15 protein-coding genes and 2 rRNA genes (1 of these 17 cut by a window edge) are annotated in these 21,031 nt (G+C 69.0%); 10 read left to right on the forward strand and 7 right to left on the reverse strand.

Features of this window, described 5'->3' with window-relative positions:
- Together BN1555_RS19565 and rrf are read left to right on the forward strand one after the other, a co-directional pair.
- A 23S ribosomal RNA gene (locus BN1555_RS19565) occupies positions 1 to 1,737 on the forward strand (it extends 1,388 nt beyond the left edge of the window).
- 75 nt (positions 1,738 to 1,812) lie between these two features.
- Positions 1,813 to 1,929 (forward strand): 5S ribosomal RNA (gene rrf, locus BN1555_RS19570).
- Between the two features lie 101 nt (positions 1,930 to 2,030).
- On the opposite strand, the gene BN1555_RS19575 is transcribed toward rrf, so the two are convergent.
- Genes BN1555_RS19575 through BN1555_RS19595 form a run of 5 tightly spaced genes read right to left on the reverse strand, consistent with a single transcriptional unit; the run spans position 2,031 to position 7,424 of the window.
- Positions 2,031 to 3,341 (reverse strand): DUF58 domain-containing protein, encoded by a 1,311-nt coding sequence (locus BN1555_RS19575; protein WP_093800589.1) that lies wholly within the window; start codon positions 3,339 to 3,341, stop codon positions 2,031 to 2,033.
- 10 nt (positions 3,342 to 3,351) lie between these two features.
- Positions 3,352 to 4,326, reverse strand: a complete 975-nt coding sequence (locus BN1555_RS19580; protein WP_093800590.1) for an AAA family ATPase — start codon at positions 4,324 to 4,326, stop codon at positions 3,352 to 3,354.
- Positions 4,323 to 5,507 carry a DUF4350 domain-containing protein gene (locus BN1555_RS19585; RefSeq protein WP_093800591.1) on the reverse strand — a complete coding sequence of 395 codons (1,185 nt, stop codon included), beginning with the start codon at positions 5,505 to 5,507 and terminating at the stop codon, positions 4,323 to 4,325. Before BN1555_RS19585 ends, BN1555_RS19580 begins: the two co-directional genes overlap by 4 nt.
- Complete coding sequence (locus tag BN1555_RS19590) at positions 5,504 to 6,193, reverse strand: DUF4129 domain-containing protein (protein ID WP_093800592.1); 690 nt, start codon at positions 6,191 to 6,193, stop codon at positions 5,504 to 5,506. The genes BN1555_RS19585 and BN1555_RS19590 overlap by 4 nt, the downstream gene beginning before the upstream one ends.
- Positions 6,194 to 6,197: 4 nt before the next feature.
- Positions 6,198 to 7,424 (reverse strand): DUF7847 domain-containing protein, encoded by a 1,227-nt coding sequence (locus BN1555_RS19595; protein WP_093800593.1) that lies wholly within the window; start codon positions 7,422 to 7,424, stop codon positions 6,198 to 6,200.
- Positions 7,425 to 7,562: 138 nt separating this feature from the next.
- On the opposite strand from BN1555_RS19595, the gene mtnA reads away from it, so the two are divergent.
- The 7 genes from mtnA to BN1555_RS19630 all read left to right on the forward strand — a co-directional run bounded on the left by mtnA (position 7,563) and on the right by BN1555_RS19630 (position 16,134).
- Positions 7,563 to 8,717 (forward strand): S-methyl-5-thioribose-1-phosphate isomerase, encoded by a 1,155-nt coding sequence (gene mtnA, locus BN1555_RS19600; RefSeq protein ID WP_093800594.1) that lies wholly within the window; start codon positions 7,563 to 7,565, stop codon positions 8,715 to 8,717.
- A gap of 4 nt (positions 8,718 to 8,721) precedes the next feature.
- Positions 8,722 to 9,411 (forward strand): two-component system response regulator MtrA, encoded by a 690-nt coding sequence (gene mtrA / locus BN1555_RS19605; protein WP_187281934.1) that lies wholly within the window; start codon positions 8,722 to 8,724, stop codon positions 9,409 to 9,411.
- A gap of 1 nt (position 9,412) precedes the next feature.
- Positions 9,413 to 11,413 (forward strand): MtrAB system histidine kinase MtrB, encoded by a 2,001-nt coding sequence (gene mtrB, locus BN1555_RS19610; RefSeq protein ID WP_093800595.1) that lies wholly within the window; start codon positions 9,413 to 9,415, stop codon positions 11,411 to 11,413.
- Positions 11,403 to 13,289 carry an LpqB family beta-propeller domain-containing protein gene (locus BN1555_RS19615; protein WP_093800596.1) on the forward strand — a complete coding sequence of 629 codons (1,887 nt, stop codon included), beginning with the start codon at positions 11,403 to 11,405 and terminating at the stop codon, positions 13,287 to 13,289. The genes mtrB and BN1555_RS19615 overlap by 11 nt, the downstream gene beginning before the upstream one ends.
- Positions 13,290 to 13,427: 138 nt before the next feature.
- Positions 13,428 to 14,156: a ComF family protein gene (locus BN1555_RS19620; RefSeq protein WP_093800597.1), complete on the forward strand. Its 729-nt coding sequence runs from the start codon at positions 13,428 to 13,430 to the stop codon at positions 14,154 to 14,156.
- Between the two features lie 263 nt (positions 14,157 to 14,419).
- Positions 14,420 to 15,166, forward strand: coding sequence for a ribosome hibernation-promoting factor, HPF/YfiA family (raiA, locus tag BN1555_RS19625; RefSeq protein ID WP_255306099.1), 747 nt, complete (start codon positions 14,420 to 14,422; stop codon positions 15,164 to 15,166).
- 221 nt (positions 15,167 to 15,387) lie between these two features.
- Complete coding sequence (locus tag BN1555_RS19630) at positions 15,388 to 16,134, forward strand: response regulator (protein ID WP_093800598.1); 747 nt, start codon at positions 15,388 to 15,390, stop codon at positions 16,132 to 16,134.
- Here the strand turns inward: BN1555_RS19630 and BN1555_RS19635 are convergent.
- On the reverse strand, positions 16,127 to 17,299 hold the full coding sequence (locus BN1555_RS19635) for a winged helix-turn-helix domain-containing protein (RefSeq protein WP_093800599.1): 1,173 nt from the start codon (positions 17,297 to 17,299) through the stop codon (positions 16,127 to 16,129). The two genes, BN1555_RS19630 and BN1555_RS19635, sit on opposite strands and share 8 nt — an antisense overlap.
- 50 nt (positions 17,300 to 17,349) lie before the next feature.
- Positions 17,350 to 17,922, reverse strand: a complete 573-nt coding sequence (locus BN1555_RS19640; protein WP_093800600.1) for a GNAT family N-acetyltransferase — start codon at positions 17,920 to 17,922, stop codon at positions 17,350 to 17,352.
- Between the two features lie 240 nt (positions 17,923 to 18,162).
- Between BN1555_RS19640 and secA the strand changes: the two genes are divergently transcribed.
- Positions 18,163 to 20,997 (forward strand): preprotein translocase subunit SecA, encoded by a 2,835-nt coding sequence (secA, locus tag BN1555_RS19645; protein ID WP_093800601.1) that lies wholly within the window; start codon positions 18,163 to 18,165, stop codon positions 20,995 to 20,997.
- The last annotated feature ends 34 nt before the right edge of the window (positions 20,998 to 21,031 follow it).

Consider the following 21,031-nt stretch of genomic DNA (forward strand, 5'->3'; position numbering starts at 1 on the left):
GATACACACGTGAGAAACGTGTGCGCCGATTGACTAAGGGTTCCTGGGTCAAGCTGATCTGCCCAGGGTAAGTCGGGACCTAAGGCGAGGCCGACAGGCGTAGTCGATGGACAACCGGTTGATATTCCGGTACCCGCTTTGAAACGCCCAGTATCGAATCCTCTGATGCTAAGGCCGTGAAGCCGTCCCGGAGCCTTCGGGCAAAGGGAAGTGGTGGAGCCGCCGGCCCAAGGTGGTAGTAGGTAAGCGATGGGGTGACGCAGGAAGGTAGTCCAGCCCGGGCGGTGGTTGTCCCGGGGTAAGGGTGTAGGCCGAGGGGTAGGCAAATCCGTCCCTCATCAAGGCTGAGACCTGATGCCGAGCCGATTGTGGTGAAGTGGATGATCCTATGCTGTCGAGAAAAGCCTCTAGCGAGTTTCATGGCGGCCCGTACCCTAAACCGACTCAGGTGGTCAGGTAGAGAATACCGAGGCGTTCGGGTGAACTATGGTTAAGGAACTCGGCAAAATGCCCCCGTAACTTCGGGAGAAGGGGGGCCATCACCGGTGACGAGTCTTGCACTCCGAGCTGGGGGTGGCCGCAGAGACCAGCGAGAAGCGACTGTTTACTAAAAACACAGGTCCGTGCGAAGCCGTAAGGCGATGTATACGGACTGACGCCTGCCCGGTGCTGGAACGTTAAGGGGACCGGTTAGTGACCTTTCAGGGTTGCGAAGCTGAGAACTTAAGCGCCAGTAAACGGCGGTGGTAACTATAACCATCCTAAGGTAGCGAAATTCCTTGTCGGGTAAGTTCCGACCTGCACGAATGGCGTAACGACTTCTCGACTGTCTCAACCATAGGCCCGGTGAAATTGCACTACGAGTAAAGATGCTCGTTTCGCGCAGAAGGACGGAAAGACCCCGGGACCTTTACTACAGTTTGATATTGGTGTTCGGTTCGGCTTGTGTAGGATAGGTGGGAGACTTTGAAGCATGCACGCCAGTGTGTGTGGAGTCAATCTTGAAATACCACTCTGGTCGTGCTGGATGTCTAACCTCGGTCCGTGATCCGGATCAGGGACAGTGTCTGATGGGTAGTTTAACTGGGGCGGTTGCCTCCTAAAGAGTAACGGAGGCGCCCAAAGGTTCCCTCAGCCTGGTTGGCAATCAGGTGTTGAGTGTAAGTGCACAAGGGAGCTTGACTGTGAGACCGACGGGTCGAGCAGGGACGAAAGTCGGGACTAGTGATCCGGCAGTGGCTTGTGGAAGCGCTGTCGCTCAACGGATAAAAGGTACCCCGGGGATAACAGGCTGATCTTCCCCAAGAGTCCATATCGACGGGATGGTTTGGCACCTCGATGTCGGCTCGTCGCATCCTGGGGCTGGAGTCGGTCCCAAGGGTTGGGCTGTTCGCCCATTAAAGCGGTACGCGAGCTGGGTTTAGAACGTCGTGAGACAGTTCGGTCCCTATCCTCTGCGCGCGTAGGAATATTGAGAAGGGCTGTCCCTAGTACGAGAGGACCGGGACGGACGAACCTCTGGTGTGCCAGTTGTCCTGCCAAGGGCATGGCTGGTTGGCTACGTTCGGAAAGGATAACCGCTGAAAGCATCTAAGCGGGAAGCCTGCTTCGAGATGAGTGTTCCCACCCCCTTCGAGGGGTTAAGGCTCCCAGTAGACGACTGGGTTGATAGGCCAGATGTGGAAGCCCGGCAACGGGTGGAGCTGACTGGTACTAATAGGCCGAGGGCTTGTCCTCAGTTGCTCGCGTCCACTGTGTTTGTTCTGAAGTAACGAACCGTGCCCATGTCCGGTTGGTTCAACTTCACAGTGTTTCGGTGGTCATAGCGTTAGGGAAACGCCCGGTTACATTCCGAACCCGGAAGCTAAGCCTTTCAGCGCCGATGGTACTGCAGGGGGGACCCTGTGGGAGAGTAGGACACCGCCGAACAATTCTTGTGGGAGAGCCCCGCACCTTCTGGTGCGGGGCTTTTCCGCGTTCCCGGCCAGCTCCCTCAGACCGGCCGTCGGTGGAGTCTTTTCTTGTGGTTTTTACAGGCGGCCTGCTGCCTTCAGTGCGAGATAGGCGTCGGCGAGGGCCGGGGCCAGGTCGTCGGGAGAGGCGTCAACGACGGTGACGTTGTGGCGGGTGAGCTTTTCTGCCGTGTGGCGTCGTTGCTGCTGAGCCTGGGTGCTGGCGGCGGCTTCGTAGACTGCGTCCGCTGTGCCACGACTGGTTGTCATCTGCTCGATGCGAGGGTCTGCCACTGAAGCCACCAGGACGGTGTGGCGCTGGGTGAGCTGCGGGAGCACGGGGAGGAGGCCCTCCTCGACCGGTGCGGCGTCCAGGCTGGTGAGCAGTACGACCAGGGAGCGCCGGGGGGCGTTGGCCAGTGCCATTGCGCTGAGGCCCCGGGCGTCGGTTTCCACCAGCGCGGACTCCAGTGGAGCCAGGGCATTGACGAGCGCGGGCAGGACGTCACCTGCTGTGCGGCCCTGGACTTGGGCGCGGATACGGCGGTCGTAGGCGAGCAGTTCCACTCGGTCTCCCGCCCGCGAGGCGAGAGCGGCGAGGAGAAGAGCCGCGTCCATCGACGCGTCCAGGCGCGGTACGTCGCCGACGCGGCCGGCCGACGTGCGGCCGGTATCAAGGACGAGAAGGATGTGGCGGTCGCGTTCCGGGCGCCACGTGCGTACGGCGACGGTGTTCTGCCGGGCGGTGGCACGCCAGTCGATGGAGCGGGTGTCGTCACCGGGTACATAGTCGCGAAGGCTGTCGAATTCGGTTCCTTCGCCGCGTGTCAGGACACTGGTGCGGCCGTCGAGTTCGCGAAGGCGGGCCAGCTTGGAGGGGAGGTGCTTCCGGCTTGTGAAGGGAGGCAGGACGCGGACCGTCCAGGGGACTCGGTGGGTGCCCTGGCGGGCTGCGAGGCCAAGAGGTCCGAACGAGCGGACGGTGATCCGTTCCGAGTGGCGGTCGCCGCGCCGAGTGGGCCGGAGGACGGTGGTGAGGCGACGGCGCTCGCCGGCTGGGATCGCCAGTTTGTGACGTGATGCTGTCTGTTCGGTGCCCGTGGGCCAGCTGCTGGGCGGCCAGGCGTCGCGGAGCTGGCCACGCAGGGCGCGGCCCGAGGGGTTGGTGACGGTCAGCTGGATCTCAGCGCTGTCACCCAGTCGAACTGACGTGTCACCACTTCGGGTGAAACGGAGTTTTCGCACTGGCGCGGCCAGGGCGTAGTCGCACAGAATTGCGAGTGTGAGAGGAGTGTTCACGGCGAGGACCCCGGACCAGTTCGGCGCGAGGATGCCGATGGGGATCGAGCCGAGGGCCGCGAGGAGTGCGGTTCGTCCGGTGAGAGCCACAGTCATCGCCTCAGCGGGGGACGGGGACGTGGGTGAGGATCGCGGTGATGACGGAGTCTGCGGTGACTCCTTCCATCTCGGCCTCGGGCCGGAGCTGGATGCGGTGGCGCAAGGTGGGGAGGGCCAGGGCTTTCACATCATCGGGAATGACGTAGTCCCGGCCGGTGAGCCAGGCCCAGGCCCGGGCGGTGGAGAGCAGGGCGGTGGCGCCTCGAGGGGAGACGCCGAGAGCGAGCGAGGGGGATTCGCGGGTGGCTCGACAGATATCCACGACATAGCCGGTGATCTCCGCGGAGACAGAGGTCTTGGCCACGGCGGCGCGGGCCGCCTCCAGGTCGGCGGGGCCGGCAACCGGGCGTAGGCCCGCGGCCTGCAGGTCACGGGGATTGAAGCCCTCCGCGTGGCGGGTCAGGACGCCGATCTCGTCCTCGCGGGACGGGAGCGGAACCGTGAGTTTGAGGAGGAAGCGGTCCAGTTGGGCCTCGGGGAGGGGGTAAGTGCCCTCGTACTCCACGGGGTTCTGGGTCGCGGCGACCAGGAAGGGGTCGGGCAGGGGGCGGGGTGTGCCGTCGACCGTGACCTGTCGCTCCTCCATTGCCTCCAGGAGAGATGCCTGAGTCTTGGGGGGCGTGCGGTTGATTTCGTCCGCGAGCAGGAGGTTGGTGAAGACGGGGCCGGGCTGGAAGGAGAACTCGGCGGTGCGGGCGTCGTAGACCAGGGAGCCCGTGACGTCGCTGGGCATGAGGTCGGGGGTGAACTGGACCCGTTTCGTGTCCAGTTCGAGGGAGGCCGCGAGTGCGCGGACGAGCAGCGTCTTGGCCACTCCGGGGACTCCCTCGAGTAGGACGTGGCCTCGGCAGAGGAGGGCTACGACGAGTCCGGTGACAGCGGGATCCTGGCCGACCACGGCCTTTGCGATCTCGGTGCGCAAGGCTTCGAGCGAGGCTCGGGCGCTGTCCGGGTTCTCTGCTGGCTGGGCGCTCATGAAGCGCGTACCTCTCTTTCGAGGGCGTCGAGTTCGTCTGCCAGGCGGATGAGGCCGGCGTCGTCGGGAGGTGCGGTGCCGAAGAGGAGGGCCGGGAGGTCCCGGCCGGTCGTCGGCAGGTGGGCGGAGACGGCTGGGAGCAGGACGTCGGAGGCGTGGGCCCGGGAGAGGGGAACGCCGAGAAGGGGGGCCAGTCGGGTGCGGGTCGCCGAGCGCAGGGCCGAGGCCGCGCGGTCGCGGGCGTCGGCTCTGCGGTAGAGGCGGGCGCGGCCCTCGGTGGTTTCGGAGGCCCGGACGGCTACGGGGAGCTGTTCGGTGACAAGGGGGCCGAGCCGGCGGGCGCGCCAGACGGCGGTGAGCACGGCGGCGAGGGCGAGTTGGAGTGTTCCCCAGAGCCAGCCCGGAGGGACCAGGTCGTAGAAGCTGCTTCTGCCGCCGTCGGTGGCCGAGGCGTCGCCGAGCGAGGGGAGGTACCAGACGAGATGAGGCCGGGAACCGAGGAGTTGAAGGGCGAGCGAGGCGTTGCCCTGTTTGTCGAGGCGGTCGTTGTGGAGGATGTCTGGCGCGCCCAGCAGGACGGTGTCGCCGTCCGCTGGGGCAGGGACGCGGAGAACGGTGGGGAGACCGTCGCTGAGGTAGCAGGCGTCGTTGCCGGGGACGTCGGTGGTGTAGCGGATTCCGCCGGTGTCGGCGTCGCCGGCGCGGAGCGCGGCGGGCAGCGAGCACTGGGGGGAGCGTGCCGACACGGCGGTGCGGGCCGATGCGCGTACACCTGGTGCGAGGGTGGACACGGAAGGGGCGTCCGGGGTGAGGAGGACGGTGCGGGCGCCGGAGTCCTGTACCGCCGTGCGGAGCTGCCTCTGCTGGTGGGGTGTCAGGAGATCGGGGGTCGTGACCAGGAGTGTGGTGTCGGGTGCTGCCGCGCTCGTGGCTTCGCCGAGGGTGGTGACCACGCGGGTGGTGACACCGCGGGCGGTAAGGAGTTCGGCGACGGCGCGGCTGCCCTGAGGGTCCGCGGAGCGGGGGTCGAGGCTGCCGTGCTGGTCGCCGGAGTGTGCGGCGGCGATGGCGATCCCGGCGACCAGGACGACGACCGCCCCCAGGAGGAGACCGCGGCTGCGCGTCCAGACCTGGCGGATGGTGAGGGCGGTCGATGTGGAGAGTGCGGGAGCTCCGGTCATTCGGCAGCTCCCCGGACCGTGGCGTCGAGCAGTGGCTTCGTGCGCCGGAGGTCGGAGTCGAGTTCGCTCAGGCGCCGGTACGCCTGCCCGTCGGCGGTGCGGCCGCCGTATGCGACGTCGTCGAACTCGCGGGCGGCGGCGCGCAGCAGGTCGGCGTGGCCGGGCAGGGAACGTCCGGCTTCCGCCGCGGCCTCGTCCGCGGTGCGACCGGGGCGCGGGTCGAGGAGTGCCCGCTCCTCCAGGGAGCGTACGACGGCTCGCATGCGCTCCTGGACGGCCTGGTTCCAGCGGTGCGCGGCGGCGTGTTCCTCTGCGGCGGTGCGGTGCTCCGCCGCGCTGCGCGGGCCTTCGTCGAACAGTGCGCCTTCGGAGGAAGGCGTGCGCTGCGGGGTGCCGAGGCGCAGCCACAGGCCGATGACGAGGAGCACGACGAGCACGACGACGACCACGAGTCCGACCGCGCCCCCGGGTGTGGCTCCGGAAGCGGCGGTGAACAGGTCGTTGACCCATTCCCAGAAGCGGTCGATGGCGCGCTCGAGGAGATTCGGGTCGTTCTCGTGGTACACCGGCTTGGACAGTTCGCGTTCCGCGGCCTCGCGGGCCGGGACGCGTGGAGTGTCCACCGGTACGTCGTCACTTGCGCGAGCCCAGAGGCGCGCCGCTGTCCTGCCCCCCGCCGCGGACACCGCATCAGCCTCCGGGAGTGGTGTCGGTGGGCTGCTGGGGGCCGTATCCGGGGAGGCCCGCGGCGCGGGCGAGTTCGAGGTCGAGAGCCTCACGGCGGATGCGCTGGTCCACGTAGAGCAGGACACTCACACCGGCGGAGATCGGGTAGGTGATCGAGGAGGCGATCACTGCGCCGATACCGGTGATGATCAGGAAGGGCCAGCCGAACTCGGGCGCCTGCCCGGTGAGGAGTCCGCCCAGACCGTCGTCCGCGGCGTAGGCGATGAGACCGAACGGTACGGCGATGATCATCGACACGATGAAAGTCAGGAGGCCCGTCAGCAGGAGGATGCCGAAGATGCGCCACCAGGCGCCGCTCACCAGCTTGGCGGACCGGGTCAGGGACTTCCTGATGCCCTGCCGCTCCAGCATCAGTGCGGGGGAGGCGAGACTGAAGCGGATCATCAGCCACAGGGTGACGACGAGGGCCGCGAGACCGCCCAGCAGCGACAGCGCGATGCCTGCTCCGGAGCCCAGCAGGACTCCGGGCGTGATGCCGACCGTCATGATTCCGACGGTCATGGCGGTGAGCAGCAGGGTCAGGCCGAGCAGCTGCGGCAGCCGGGGCTTGGCCTCGCGCCAGGCGTCGGAGAGCGTTACGGGGCGGCCGAGTACGGAGCGGCTGACCACCATGGTGAGCAGCGCCGTGGTGAAGAGCGTGGCGATGAGGGTGATCACGAAGGAGGGAAGCGCACCGACCAGGGTGGTTTGCATCGCGTCGAGGGCCTGGCTCAGGGCCTCGGACGGCGTGGCGTTCGGGTCGACCTGGGCCGGCTCGGGCAGCAGGTAGCGCTGGATCAGGACGTCGCAGATCTGCGTGACCACGGCGACGGTGACCGTGATGCCGAGGACGGTGCGCCAATGGGCGCGCAGTGTCGACACCGCTCCGTCGAGGATCTCGCCGACCCCGAGCGGGCGCAGCGGGATCACCCCCGGCTTGGCGGCGGGGGGCGGGCCTCCCCAGCCGCCTCCCTGGGGCCTGCCGCCCCAGTTCGGCGCGGGCTGCTGCGGAAGGCTCGGGGGCCCACCGGGGGCGCTGGGCGCGGACCACTGGCCGGCCGGCGGCTGCGCCTTGGACCACTTCGACGCGGCGTCACTCTGGTCGGCCGGCTCGACAGGCCGGGGAACGCCGGGCTTCTGGTCGTCAGAGGGGGCGGATCCGGGCGAGGCCCAGCCCGGAGAGTCGTTCATTGTCGCTCCTTCACGGTGCCCGCCCGCGGTCGCGGCGGCAGGTTGACAGCCATCGTGTCATGGGGGCCTGCCGGTGGGCCGGGCCCCGTATCTCCTTTGCACCTTCAATTGTCGGTGTCTCACCGGCAGACTGGGCAGATGGCTGATCAGGACGCGCAATTCCCAGCGGGCGCCAAGCCGCCCGCGCTCCCTTCGCTGCGCTGGGAGGAACCGCCCGAGGGGCCCGTGCTGGTGCTGCTCGACCAGACGCGGCTGCCCGCCGAGGAGGTCGAGCTGGTCTGTACGGATGTGCCTGCCCTGGTGCAGGCCATCCAGACGCTCGCCGTCCGCGGGGCACCGCTGCTGGGCCTCGCCGGTGCCTACGGCGTAGCTCTGGCCGCCGCGCGGGGGTACGACGTGGACGAGGCCGTGGCGCTGCTGCAGCGGGCGCGGCCCACCGCGGTGAATCTCGGGTACGGGGTGCGGCTCGCGGCGGAGGCATACCGGGCGGCCGTCGGGAAGGGGGCGGACGCCGAGGGGGCGGCGGCGTCCGCTCTGGCCGCGGCGCGGGAACTGCACCGGGCCGACGCCGAGGCCAGCGTGCGCATGGCGGCGCACGGGCTGGCTCTGCTGGAGGAACTGCTGCCGGGGGGCGGGCACCGGATCCTGACCCACTGCAATACCGGGGCGCTGGTCTCGGGCGGTGAGGGCACGGCGTTCGCAGTGGCGCTGGCGGCGCACCGGACGGGCAGGCTGCGGCGGCTGTGGGTCGACGAGACCCGCCCGCTGCTGCAGGGGGCCAGGCTCACGACGTACGAGGCGGCCCGCAACGGGATGGCGTACACGCTGCTCACGGACAACGCGGCGGGTTCGCTGTTCGCCGCCGGCGAGGTGGACGCCGTACTGATCGGGGCGGACCGGATCGCCGCCGACGGTTCGGTGGCGAACAAGGTGGGGAGCTATCCGCTCGCGGTACTGGCCAAGTACCACCACGTACCGTTCATTGTCGTCGCACCTGTGACGACCGTGGATCTCGGCACTCCGGACGGTGCGTCCATCGAGGTGGAGCAGCGGTCGGGGCAGGAGGTGACAGAGTTCACCGTGCCGTTGATTCCGGTGGCCGGTTCCGATGCCGGGGTGGGGGCCGGGACGCCCGTGGCGCCGTTGGGAACACAGGCGTACAACCCGGCCTTCGACGTAACGCCGCCGGAGCTGGTGACCGCGATCGTCACGGAACAGGGTGCGATTTCCCCGGTCACGGGGGCCGGACTGGCGGAGCTGTGTGCCAGGTCACGCCAGGTAACGATTAGCTAATGGGATGATGTCGTTTATGAAGGGACGCGTCCTTGTCGTCGACGACGACACCGCACTGGCCGAGATGCTCGGCATTGTGTTGCGTGGTGAAGGATTTGAACCGTCGTTCGTAGCGGATGGCGACAAGGCACTTGCCGCATTCAGGGAGGCCAAGCCCGACCTGGTGCTGCTGGATCTCATGCTGCCCGGACGGGACGGCATCGAAGTCTGCCGGCTGATCCGGGCCGAGTCCGGGGTGCCGATCGTGATGCTCACCGCCAAGAGCGACACCGTAGACGTGGTCGTTGGGCTGGAGTCCGGTGCTGACGACTACATCGTCAAGCCGTTCAAGCCCAAGGAGCTCGTCGCCCGTATCAGGGCGCGACTGAGGAGGTCGGAGGAGCCGGCGCCGGAACAGCTGGCGATCGGAGACCTGGTCATTGACGTGGCCGGGCATTCCGTGAAGCGGGAGGGACAGTCCATCGCCCTGACCCCGCTCGAGTTCGACCTGCTGGTCGCGCTCGCCCGTAAGCCGTGGCAGGTGTTCACCCGCGAGGTACTGCTGGAGCAGGTGTGGGGATACCGCCATGCCGCGGACACCCGGCTGGTCAACGTCCATGTTCAGCGGCTGCGCTCGAAGGTCGAGAAGGACCCCGAGCGGCCGGAGATCGTCGTGACCGTCCGCGGGGTCGGCTACAAGGCCGGACCGAGCTGACATGACCCGAGGCAGCGCTGCTCCGATGCCCGGGGAGCCGGGAGTCCGTACGGGGCGGGCTGCCGGTCCCAGGCGAGGGATGCCCGCGTCCAGGGGCGGCCGTTTTCTGCAGGGCGGGCGGCCCGCCCTGCGGCTCTTCGCGCGCTGGGTGCGCCGGCCGCTGCTGCCCTCCCTGCGGCTGTGGCGGCGGAACATCCAGCTGCGCGTGGTCGTCGGCTCGCTGCTGATGTCGCTCGGTGTGGTGCTGCTGCTCGGTTTCGTCGTGATGTGGCAGGTGCGCAACGGCCTGCTCGACGCGAAGCAGGAGGCCGCCCAGAGTCAGGCGGCCGGTGGATTCGACGTGGCGGAGGAGAAGGCCCGTACCGTCGCGGGAACGGGTGCGGGAGCCGGTGACAGCTCGGAGATCCGGGCCGCCGCCCGCAACTCCACCAACTGGCGGACCGAGCTGGTCGAGCAGCTGGCCAGTGGCGGCCGGCAGGCCTTCCACGTGGTGGCGCTGAGCGCCGACTCGGACGACGAGAGTTCCATCAACCGGGGGCCGCGCGCCTCGGGCGGCGTGAACCAGAGTGCGAGCGTGCCGCAGAAACTGCGGGACGCCATCGACGAGGGGACCGGCAAGGCGTACAAGGCCTTTGTCCGGATCACGTACACGGACGCGCAGGATCCCGAGCCGGGCCTGGTCATCGGCAAGCAGCTGAACGACAACAGCGGCCAGCCCTACCAGCTCTACTACCTCTTCCCGCTGACGCAGGAGGAGGAGTCGCTGAGCCTGGTGAAGACCACGCTCGCCACCGCGGGAGTGTTCGTCGTGGTCCTGTTCGGCGGCATCGCGTGGCTGGTCGTGCGGCAGGTCGTCACGCCCGTACGCATGGCCGCAGGGGTCGCCGAGCGGCTGTCCGCCGGCCGGCTCCAGGAGCGCATGAAGGTCACGGGCGAGGACGACATCGCCCGGCTCGGTGAGGCCTTCAACAAGATGGCGCAGAATTTGCAGGTCAAGATCCAGCAGCTGGAGGAGCTGTCCCGGCTGCAGCGGCGCTTCGTCTCGGACGTCTCGCACGAGTTGCGTACGCCGCTGACGACCGTACGGATGGCCGCCGACGTCATCCATGAGGCGCGTTCCGACTTCGACCCGGTGACGGCGCGGTCCGCCGAGCTGCTCGCCGGGCAGCTGGACCGGTTCGAGTCGCTGCTCGCCGACCTGCTGGAGATCAGCCGGTTCGACGCGGGCGCGGCGGCCCTGGAGGCGGAGCCGATAGACCTGCGTGAGGTCGTACGCCGGGTCATCGAGGGCGCCGAGCCGCTGGCCGAGCGCAAGGGCACCCGGATACGGGTGACCGGTGACGAACAGCCCGTCGTCGCCGAGGCCGATGCCCGGCGCGTGGAGCGCGTACTGCGCAATCTCGTGGTCAACGCCGTCGAGCACGGTGAGGGCCGGGACATCGTGGTCCGGCTGGGTGCCGCGGGCGGGGCGGTCGCCGTGGCGGTCCGTGACTACGGCGTCGGGCTCAAACCGGGGGAGGCGATGCGGGTCTTCAACCGGTTCTGGCGTGCCGATCCGGCGCGGGCGCGCACCACCGGCGGGACCGGCCTCGGGCTGTCCATCGCCGTCGAGGACGCGCGGCTGCACGGCGGCTGGCTGCAGGCGTGGGGAGAGCCGGGCGGCGGATCACAGTTCAGGCTGACCCTGCCGCGTACGGCGGACGAGTCGCTGCGCGGTTCGCCGATTCCGCTGGAACCCGAGGATTCACGGCGTGGGCGCGAGCGCGCGGAGGCGGACAGCCGGATCGCTGGCAACGGGCCGGACAGCGGCGCGCACCGGCTCGCGACCGTGCCCGCTCAGCCGGGTGCCGAGCGGTCGCCGCTGCCGACGGTGCCGCGCGCGGCACCCACGGCGGATCCGACGGCGCTGCCGGGCAGTGGGGCCCGGGTGGTGGCGCGCCCGGCGGGTGACGGCGACAGTTCATCGCAGGCGGAGCGGAAGGACAGCACCCGTGGGCACTGAGCGAGGACGCGGCGGCCGGTGGCGGGTGCCCCGTACGCCGGTGCTGCTGGGATGCGGCGGTCTGCTGCTGGCCGGCTGTGCGTCCATGCCGGACAGCGGTGACGTGGAGGCTGTGGACGCTTCTCCGCGCGGTGACTCGCAGGTGCGGGTGTACGGGATGGCCCCGAGGGTCGGGGCGCAGCCCAACGAGATCGTCGAGGGGTTCCTGGAGGCGATGACGGGCGACGACCCGCAGTTCGCCACGGCTCGCAAGTACCTGACGAAGAAGGCGTCCGACACATGGAACCCGAGCCGGGTCACGGTGCTGGCCAACGGCCCGGTGCCCCAGGACCAGCGGGCCAGTGACCGCGAGGGCGGGGTCTATACGTACGCGCTGACCGGTACGGAGATCGCCGAGGTGAACGGGCAGCGCGCGTACCGGCCGGTCAACCGCGAGTACCACGAGACGATCCATCTCAGCAGGCAGAGCGGTCCGGACGGCCAGGAGTGGCGCATCGACGGTCTGCCGCAGGGCCTGGTGCTCGGCGAGTCGGACTTCGAGCGCATCTACAGCTCGGTCAACAGGTACTACTTCGCCTCGGGCACGTCGTCCGAGCGGACCGGGGCCGCCCACCCGTGGCTGGTCGCCGACCCGATCTATGTGCGCAAGCGCATGGACCCGCAGACCCAGATGGACCCGGTGACGCAGACGGTCGAGGCACTGCTGAGCGGCCCGACCAACTGGCTGAAGCCGGTGGTGAGCTCGAGCTTTCCCACGGGTACGGCGCTGAAGCTGAAGGAGGGCACCAAGTCGCTGGTGTTCGACGACCGCAACGCTCTCAAGGTGCCGCTCAACGGGAAGGCGTCCAACGTCGGCCAGAAGCGGTGCAGGGAGATGGCGGCCCAACTGCTGTTCACCCTGCGGGACCTGACGTCGTACCGGACCGGCCAGGTGGAGCTGCAGCGGTCGGACGGCTCGACGCTGTGCGTGCTCGGCGGTGACCAGGCGCAGGACTTCGCTCCGGAACGCGCTTCGGGGAGCCCCGACTACCAGTACTTCCTCGACACCAAGCAGCGTCTCGTACGGATGGTGGCCAACACCGAGAACGCCGACGCCGACCACGAGGCCGACCCCGTGCCGGGCCCCTTCGGCAACGGCGAGCGGCAGCTCGGCGCGGTCGCGGTGGCGCGCGACGAACGGCGGGCGGCAGGGGTCTCGCAGGAGGCGCATGCGCTGTACGTGGCGTCCGTCGTCTCGGACGGCGAGCCGCGGGAGCCGGTGCTGACCAGCAGCGGCAAGGAGAAGACGGACCGTCTCTCGGCGCCGAGCTGGGACGGCCGGGGCGACCTGTGGGTGGCCGACCGGGACCCCCGGCAGCCGCGGCTCCTGCGGCTGGCGGGCGGCGAGGGCGAGCCGGAGGAGGTCAAGGTCGTCGACGGCCTCGACGGGGCTCGTATCGAAGCCCTGAAGGTGTCCGCGGACGGCGTGCGGATCGCGCTGCTGGTCTCGCAGGACGGCCGGACGACCTTGAAGCTCGGCCGGGTCGAGCGGCACGGGCCCGATGACAAGCCGGAAGTTTCCGTTGCCGACCTGCGGCCCATCGCCCCGCAGATGGAGGAAGTGACGGCCGTGTCCTGGGCCGGCCGCAGCCGTCTGGTGGTGGTCGGCCGCGAGTCCGGCGGGGTGCAGCAACTGCGGTACCTGCAGACGGACGGTTCGACGTCGGACGCCCAGTCGGTGCCGGGCGCGAACCGGGTGACGGCGGTCGCCTCGGCGGACGACGACCGGCTGCCGCTGCTGGCGCACTCGCTGGAGGACGGGATTGTGCGGTTGCCGCCGGGCGCCAACTGGAAGACCGTGGTCAGCAAGGGATCGTCCCCGGTCTACCCGGGTTAGCCGGGCTCGCTTCCGCCCCTGTTTTCCTTAAGAGGTGCAGGTGCAGGTGCAGGTGCAGGTGCAGGTTCCCGGCTTCCGGCCCCTCTGGGTTTTCCACAAGGGTGGCTGTCGCGGGCGCGGCCCGGCAGGGTGGGTGCCATGCGCGGGTGGTGGCGGGAGATCTCCGGCCTGGTGCTGCCGGTCGCGTGCGGCGGCTGCGGCAGGCCGCGGACGCTGCTGTGCCCGGAGTGCGGGCGGGCGCTGTACGGCGCGGGCGCGCGCCGGGTGCGCCCGTGTCCCGAGCCGCCGGGGCTGCCGGTGGTCCATGCCGCCGCTCCGTACGAGGACGCGGTACGGGCCGTGCTGCTCGGGCACAAGGAGCGGGGCGCGCTGGGGCTGGCCGGACCGCTGGGTGTCGCGCTGGCGGGCGCTGTACGGGGTGCGACGGCAGGTTCACCGGCCGGGGCGGCGGGGCCGCTGCTGCTCGTACCCGTGCCGTCCGCGCCCGGAGCGGTCAGGGCGCGCGGACACGATCCGGCGCGCCGGATCGCGCTGGCGGCCGCGGGCGAACTGCGGCGCGCCGGGGTACCGGCCCGGGTGCTCGCGGTGCTCAGGCAGCGGCGTGCGGTGCACGACCAGTCGGGTCTGAGCGCCCGGGAGCGGGGAGTGAACCTGGCGGGGGCTCTGGAAGTGGCCGCCGGGGGCGGCCGGCTGCTGGAGGGCGGCCGGACCGTACTGGTGGACGATCTCATGACAACGGGGGCTTCGCTCGTGGAGGCGGCCCGTGCACTGAGTGCCACCCGAGAACGGCTGATTCCCGCATCCGGCCAGTTGAACGCGGCTGTGGTCGCGGCACCGGCGCTCTCCTTCGGAATGAACCGGAACTGACGGGGAACTTGGATCGTTGCAGGTGGAGACGGAGGAAAAGCACTTGATCGGAGGTACGCACCGGTAGCGGGTGCCGACATACGTCCGAGCGAGCTATGTTCGGTTGTGAGGAAAAGCAGAGCCTGCACCTCACTGGGTTTATGTGAACGGCTGCGCTTCGGGTTTTCTCTTCAGCCCGAAGTCGATGGGGTGGGGACCTTGTCGACTGGGGAGGAGGAGGTGAAAGTCACCAAGTCCGAGGTTCCGGTGAGCACCGGGACCTGGTGCAAAAGGGAGAGGCCCCGCCGCTGAAGCGGGGCTATCCGGGAACGGAGTTCTGCGTGGACATCGTCGTCAAGGGCCGCAAGACCGAGGTGCCCGAGAGGTTCCGCAAGCACGTGGCCGAGAAGCTGAAGCTGGACAAGATCCAGAAGCTCGACGGCAAGGTGATCAGCCTGGACGTCGAGGTGTCCAAGGAGCCCAACCCGCGGCAGGCCGACCGTTCCGACCGTGTGGAGATCACGCTTCACTCGCGTGGTCCGGTGATCCGGGCCGAGGCGTCGGCCGCTGACCCGTACGCAGCGCTGGACCTCGCAACGGGGAAGCTGGAGGCACGGCTGCGCAAGCAGCACGACAAGCGCCACACGCGCCGTGGCAACGGCAGGCTGTCGGCCGCCGAGGTCGGTACGGTGGTGCCGGATGCCGCAGCCATCAACGGCAACGGGACGCTCGTCACCGAGGAAGCGGCGCCCGCCGTCCCCACCACCAGGATCGGCCCGCTCGAAGTGCAGGGCGAAGGACCGCTGGTGGTCCGCGAGAAGACCCACGTCGCGGCACCGATGACGCTCGACCAGGCGCTCTACGAGATGGAGCTGGTCGGGCACGATTTCTATCTCTTCGTCGACTCCGAGACGAAGGAGCCCAGTGTCGTCTACCGGCGGCACGCCTACGACTACGGTGTCATCCACCTGACGACGGACGCTCTGGCCGAGGCCGAGGCGGGCGGCGCCGGAGGTGCGCTCGGCGGGTGATCCGCCGGGCACGCTGAACCAGCGCGGGCAGTGTGCCGTACCCATCCGTGGTGGTGCCCCTGGAGCGCCTGTGCGCCCCCCGGGGCACCATCGTGCGACCGAAGGATCACCGCTGTGCCGTCCGGGCATGAAATCATGACGTCGCAAGCCAATCGGTGCTCTGCACACTGTGGTTGGGGCAGCTCATGAATTTCGGGCCACGGCCTTCAGGGGGAGGAACGATGGCGGACAGCTTCGGTCCGGTGCACGACGGGTTCGGCGTGGAGGATGCCGACGGTCCCGACACGGACGCCGGGGGGTCGCGCAAGGAGCCCATCAGGGTGCTGGTCGTGGACGACCACGCCCTGTTCCGCCGAGGGCTGGAGATCGTCCTGGCGCAGGAGGAGGACATCCAGGTCGTCGGCGAGGCCGGTGACGGGGCGGAGGCCGTGGACAAGGCCGCCGATCTGCTGCCCGACATCGTGCTGATGGACGTACGGATGCCCAAGCGCGGCGGCATCGAGGCATGTACCTCGATCAAGGAAGTGGCTCCCAGTGCGAAGATCATCATGTTGACGATCAGCGACGAGGAGGCGGACCTCTACGACGCGATCAAGGCGGGTGCGACGGGATATCTCCTCAAGGAGATCTCCACGGACGAGGTGGCCACCGCGATCCGGGCGGTGGCCGACGGCCAGTCCCAGATCAGCCCGTCGATGGCGTCCAAGCTCCTCACGGAGTTCAAGTCGATGATCCAGCGCACCGACGAGCGACGGCTCGTCCCGGCGCCGCGGCTGACCGACCGGGAGCTCGAGGTCCTCAAGCTGGTCGCGACCGGCATGAACAACCGGGACATCGCCAAGGAGTTGTTCATCTCCGAGAACACCGTGAAGAACCATGTCCGGAACATCCTGGAGAAGCTGCAGCTGCACTCCAGGATGGAGGCGGTGGTCTACGCGATGCGGGAGAAGATCCTGGAGATCAGGTAAGGTGGGCCAGTTCGGCGGTCAGCGCGGTGCGCAGCTCCGGTGTACCGACGCGCTCCAGCCGTACGTCCGTGCAGCCGACCCACTCCGCCGCCTCGACCAGGGCCCGGGCCATCGGCGCCGCCGCCTTCCGGCTCTCCAGGGAGACCTGGCGCGCCACCAGGGTCTTGCCCTCGCGCGCCGGGTCGACCCGGCCCAGCAGCCGGCCGCCCGCGAGCAGGGGCATCGCGAAGTAACCGTGGATCCGCTTCGGCTTGGGGACGTATGCCTCCAGGCGGTGCGTGAAGCCGAAGATGCGTTCGGTGCGCGGGCGGTCCCAGACGAGCGAGTCGAAGGGCGACAGCAGTGTCGTGCGGTGGCGGCCGCGCGGGGTGCTCGCCAGTGCCTCGGGGTCCGCCCAGGCGGGCTTGGACCAGCCCTCGACCTCGACCGGAACCAGCCCCGACTCGGCGATCACGGACTCGACCTGCTCGCCCTTGAGGCGGTGGTAGTCCGCGATGTCGGCGCGCGTACCGACGCCGAGCGACTGCCCGGCCAGCCGTACGAGGCGGCGAAGGCACTCGGTGTCATCGAGGTCGTCGTGGCGGACGGCGTCCGGGACGGCGCGTTCGGCGAGGTCGTAGACCCGCTTCCAGCCGCGCCGCTCGGTGCACACCACCTCGCCGTACATCAGCGCACGCTCGACGGCCACCTTCGACGCCGACCAGTCCCACCACTCCCCGCCGTTCTTCGCGCCGCCCAACTCGGTCGCGGTGAGCGGTCCTTCGGCGCGCAGCTGCTTGATCACCGCGTCGTACGTGCCGTCCGGCAGGTCGTGGTGCCACTGCGGGCGGTCGCGGTAGGCGCGGCGGCGGAAGGCGAAGTGCGGCCATTCCTCGACGGGCAGGATGCAGGCGGCGTGCGACCAGTACTCGAAGGCATGGCTGCCGGTCCAGTAGGCGTCCTCCACGGCCGCCCGGCCCACGGCGCCGAGGCGGGCGTACGCGATCAGCTCGTGGGAGCGGGCCAGCACGGAGATCGTGTCGAGCTGCACCGCGCCCAGGTGCCGCAGCATCCCGCGCACCCCGCCCCGCCGGTCCGGCGCGCCCAGGAATCCCTGGGCGCGCAGGGCGATCCTGCGGGCTTCGTCGGCGGACAGGGAGGCAGTGGGCGACAGCAGACTGGTCATGGCCGCACCCTAAGGGCCGTCACTGACAACAGGGCCTGGACTGCGGGAAATCAGGCCCTGGCGGGCAGGTACGGGCGGTCCGTGGGCAGTCCGAGGTCGGAGGGGAGCAGGGCGCCGACCCAGCCGTCGCGGCGTACGCCCTTGTTCGCGATACCGGAGCGCTGGATGCCCTCGATGACGAAACCGGCCTTCTCGGCCACCGCGCGGGACGCGTCGTTGCCGACCTCGGCGCGCCACTCCAGGCGTTCCACGCCGGCCGCGGTGAAGGCCCAGTGGGCGAGGGCCCCCACCGCCTCCGTGACGTAGCCGCGGCCGCGGTGCGGCTTCGCCGCCCAGTACCCGATTTCCGCGATCCCCTCACCGCGCGTGATCGACGACAGCGCCGCCACCAGTTCCCCGCCGCCTCGGGTGAGCACCGCGAAGGCGTACGCCGTGCCGTAGCGCCAGCCGTCGGGCACGATCCGGCCGGTGAAGCTCTCCGCGTGCTCCCGTTCGTACGGTGAGGGAATCGACGTCCAGCGCTGGATGCCGGGGTCCTGGCAGGCCTGGAAGACGGCCTCGGTGTCGGCGGGCTCGAAAGGGCGCAGCAGCAGACGCCCGGTGGTGAGGACGGTGGGCTCCATCGGCCGATTCTCGGTGGGGCGGGCGGGGCGCGCCAGACCTTTTCGGGACGGCCCGGCACCTTCCGGGCTCCCTGTCCGTTCTCTTTGCGGGTGACAGTGGGCCTTCCTGCGAGCGGGCCTCCCGGCGTGGCGGGGTCCTCGCTTACGATGGCCGTTGCGGTGGGGACCACCTGCCGTGCCCGCGCCAGAGTCCACATACGACCCAGTGCACAGGCCCGACCGGCAAGGAGACCAGCCTCAGTGTCCGTCTTCAACAAGCTCATGCGTGCAGGCGAAGGCAAGATCCTGCGCAAACTGCACCGCATCGCGGACCAGGTCAACTCCATCGAAGAGGACTTCGTCGACCTCTCCGACGCCGAGTTGCGGGCGCTCACCGATGAGTACAGGCAGCGGTACGCCGACGGCGAGAGCCTGGACGACCTGCTCCCCGAGGCGTTCGCGACCGTTCGCGAGGCGGCGAAGCGCGTTCTCGGCCAGCGCCATTACGACGTTCAGATGATGGGTGGCGCCGCCCTGCATCTCGGTTATGTCGCCGAGATGAAGACCGGTGAGGGAAAAACCCTCGTCGGCACCCTCCCCGCGTATCTGAACGCGCTGTCCGGCAAGGGCGTCCACCTGATCACGGTGAACGACTACCTGGCCGAGCGGGACTCCGAGATGATGGGCCGGGTGCACAAATTCCTCGGCCTCGAGGTCGGCTGCATTCTTGCCAATATGTCGCCCGCGCAGCGCCGTGAGATGTACGCCTGCGACATCACGTACGGCACGAACAATGAATTCGGCTTCGATTACCTGCGCGACAACATGGCGTGGTCGAAGGACGAGCTCGTCCAGCGCGGTCACAATTTCGCGATTGTCGACGAGGTCGACTCGATCCTGGTCGACGAGGCCCGTACGCCGCTGATCATCTCGGGCCCGGCCGACCAGGCCACCAAGTGGTACGGCGACTTCGCCAAGCTCGTCGTCCGCCTGAAGAAGGGCGAGCCGGGCAACCCGCTCAAGGGCATCGAGGAGACCGGCGACTACGAGGTCGACGAGAAGAAGCGCACGGTCGCCATCCACGAGTCCGGCGTCGCCAAGGTCGAGGACTGGCTGGGCATCGACAACCTGTACGAGTCGGTCAACACGCCGCTCGTCGGGTATCTGAACAACGCCATCAAGGCCAAGGAACTCTTCAAGAAGGACAAGGACTACGTCGTCATCGACGGCGAAGTCATGATCGTCGACGAGCACACCGGCCGTATCCTCGCCGGCCGCCGCTACAACGAGGGCATGCACCAGGCGATCGAGGCGAAGGAAGGGGTGGACATCAAGGACGAGAACCAGACCCTCGCCACGATCACCCTGCAGAACTTCTTCCGCCTCTACGACAAACTCTCCGGCATGACCGGTACGGCCATGACCGAGGCCGCCGAGTTCCACCAGATCTACAAGCTGGGCGTCGTGCCGATCCCGACGAACCGGCCGATGGTCCGTGCCGACCAGTCCGACCTGATCTACCGCACCGAGGTCGCGAAGTTCGCCGCGGTCGTCGACGACATCGTGGAGAAGCACGAGAAGGGGCAGCCGATCCTGGTCGGCACCACTTCCGTGGAGAAGTCGGAGTACCTCTCGCAGCAGCTCTCCAAGCGCGGTGTCCAGCACGAGGTCCTCAACGCCAAGCAGCACGACCGTGAGGCGTCGATCGTCGCCCAGGCCGGCCGCAAGGGCGCCGTCACCGTCGCCACGAACATGGCGGGCCGCGGTACGGACATCAAGCTCGGCGGCAACCCGGACGACCTCGCCGAGGCGGAGCTGCGCCAGCGCGGCCTCGACCCGGAGGAGCACATCGAGGAGTGGGCCGCGGCCCTGCCCGCCGCGCTGGAGAAGGCCGAGCTGGCCGTCAAGGCCGAGTTCGAAGAGGTCAAGGCGCTCGGCGGCCTCTACGTGCTGGGCACCGAGCGGCACGAGTCGCGCCGTATCGACAACCAGCTGCGCGGCCGCTCCGGCCGACAGGGCGACCCGGGCGAGTCGCGGTTCTACCTGTCGCTGGGTGACGACCTGATGCGCCTGTTCAAGGCCGCGATGGTCGAGCGCGTGATGTCGATGGCCAACGTGCCGGACGACGTGCCGATCGAGAACAAGATGGTGACGCGGGCCATCGCGTCCGCCCAGTCGCAGGTCGAGCAGCAGAACTTCGAGGCGCGCAAGAACGTCCTGAAGTACGACGAGGTGCTCAACCGGCAGCGCGAGGTCATCTACGGCGAGCGGCGCCGGGTGCTCGAGGGCGAGGACCTGCAGGACCAGATCCGTCACTTCATGGACGACACCATCGACGCGTACATCCAGGCGGAGACCGTCGAGGGCTTCGCCGAGGAGTGGGACCTCGACCGGCTGTGGGGCGCGTTCAAGCAGCTCTACCCGGTGAAGGTCACCGTCGAGGACCTGGAGGACGCGGCGGGCGACCGGGCGGGCATCACCGCCGAGTTCATCGCCGAGTCCATCAAGGACGACATCTACGAGCAGTACGCCGAGCGTGAGGCGCAGCTCGGCTCCGACGTCATGCGTGAGCTGGAGCGGCGCGTGGTGCTGTCCGTCCTGGACCGCAAGTGGCGCGAGCACCTCTACGAGATGGACTATCTCCAGGAGGGCATCGGCCTGCGCGCGATGGCCCAGAAGGACCCGCTGGTCGAGTACCAGCGCGAGGGCTTCGACATGTTCAACGCGATGATGGACGGCATCAAGGAGGAGTCCGTCGGCTACCTGTTCAACCTGGAGGTCCAGGTCGAGCAGCAGGTCGAGGAGGTTCCGGTGCAGGCTGTGCCCGACCAGGCGGGGGCCGGAAGGCCGTCGCTCAGCAAGGAGGACGCGGTGCCCGCCGGCGCCGGCCGTCCGGAGATCCGGGCGAAGGGGCTCGACGCCCCGCAGCGGCCCGACCGGCTGCACTTCTCCGCTCCCACGGTGGACGGCGAGGGCGGTGTCGTCGAGGGCGACTTCGACAACGAGGACGAGCCCGCCCGGTCCGAGTCGGACGGCATGACGCGCGCCGAGCGGCGCAAGGCGCAGAAGGGCGGCGGACGCCGCCGCAAGAAGTAGGCGCGGGCAGGCGGGCGGGCGTACAGCCCGTACG

This window comes from Streptomyces sp. Wb2n-11 (genome assembly GCF_001049855.1).
Lineage (GTDB): Bacteria > Actinomycetota > Actinomycetes > Streptomycetales > Streptomycetaceae > Streptomyces > Streptomyces altiplanensis.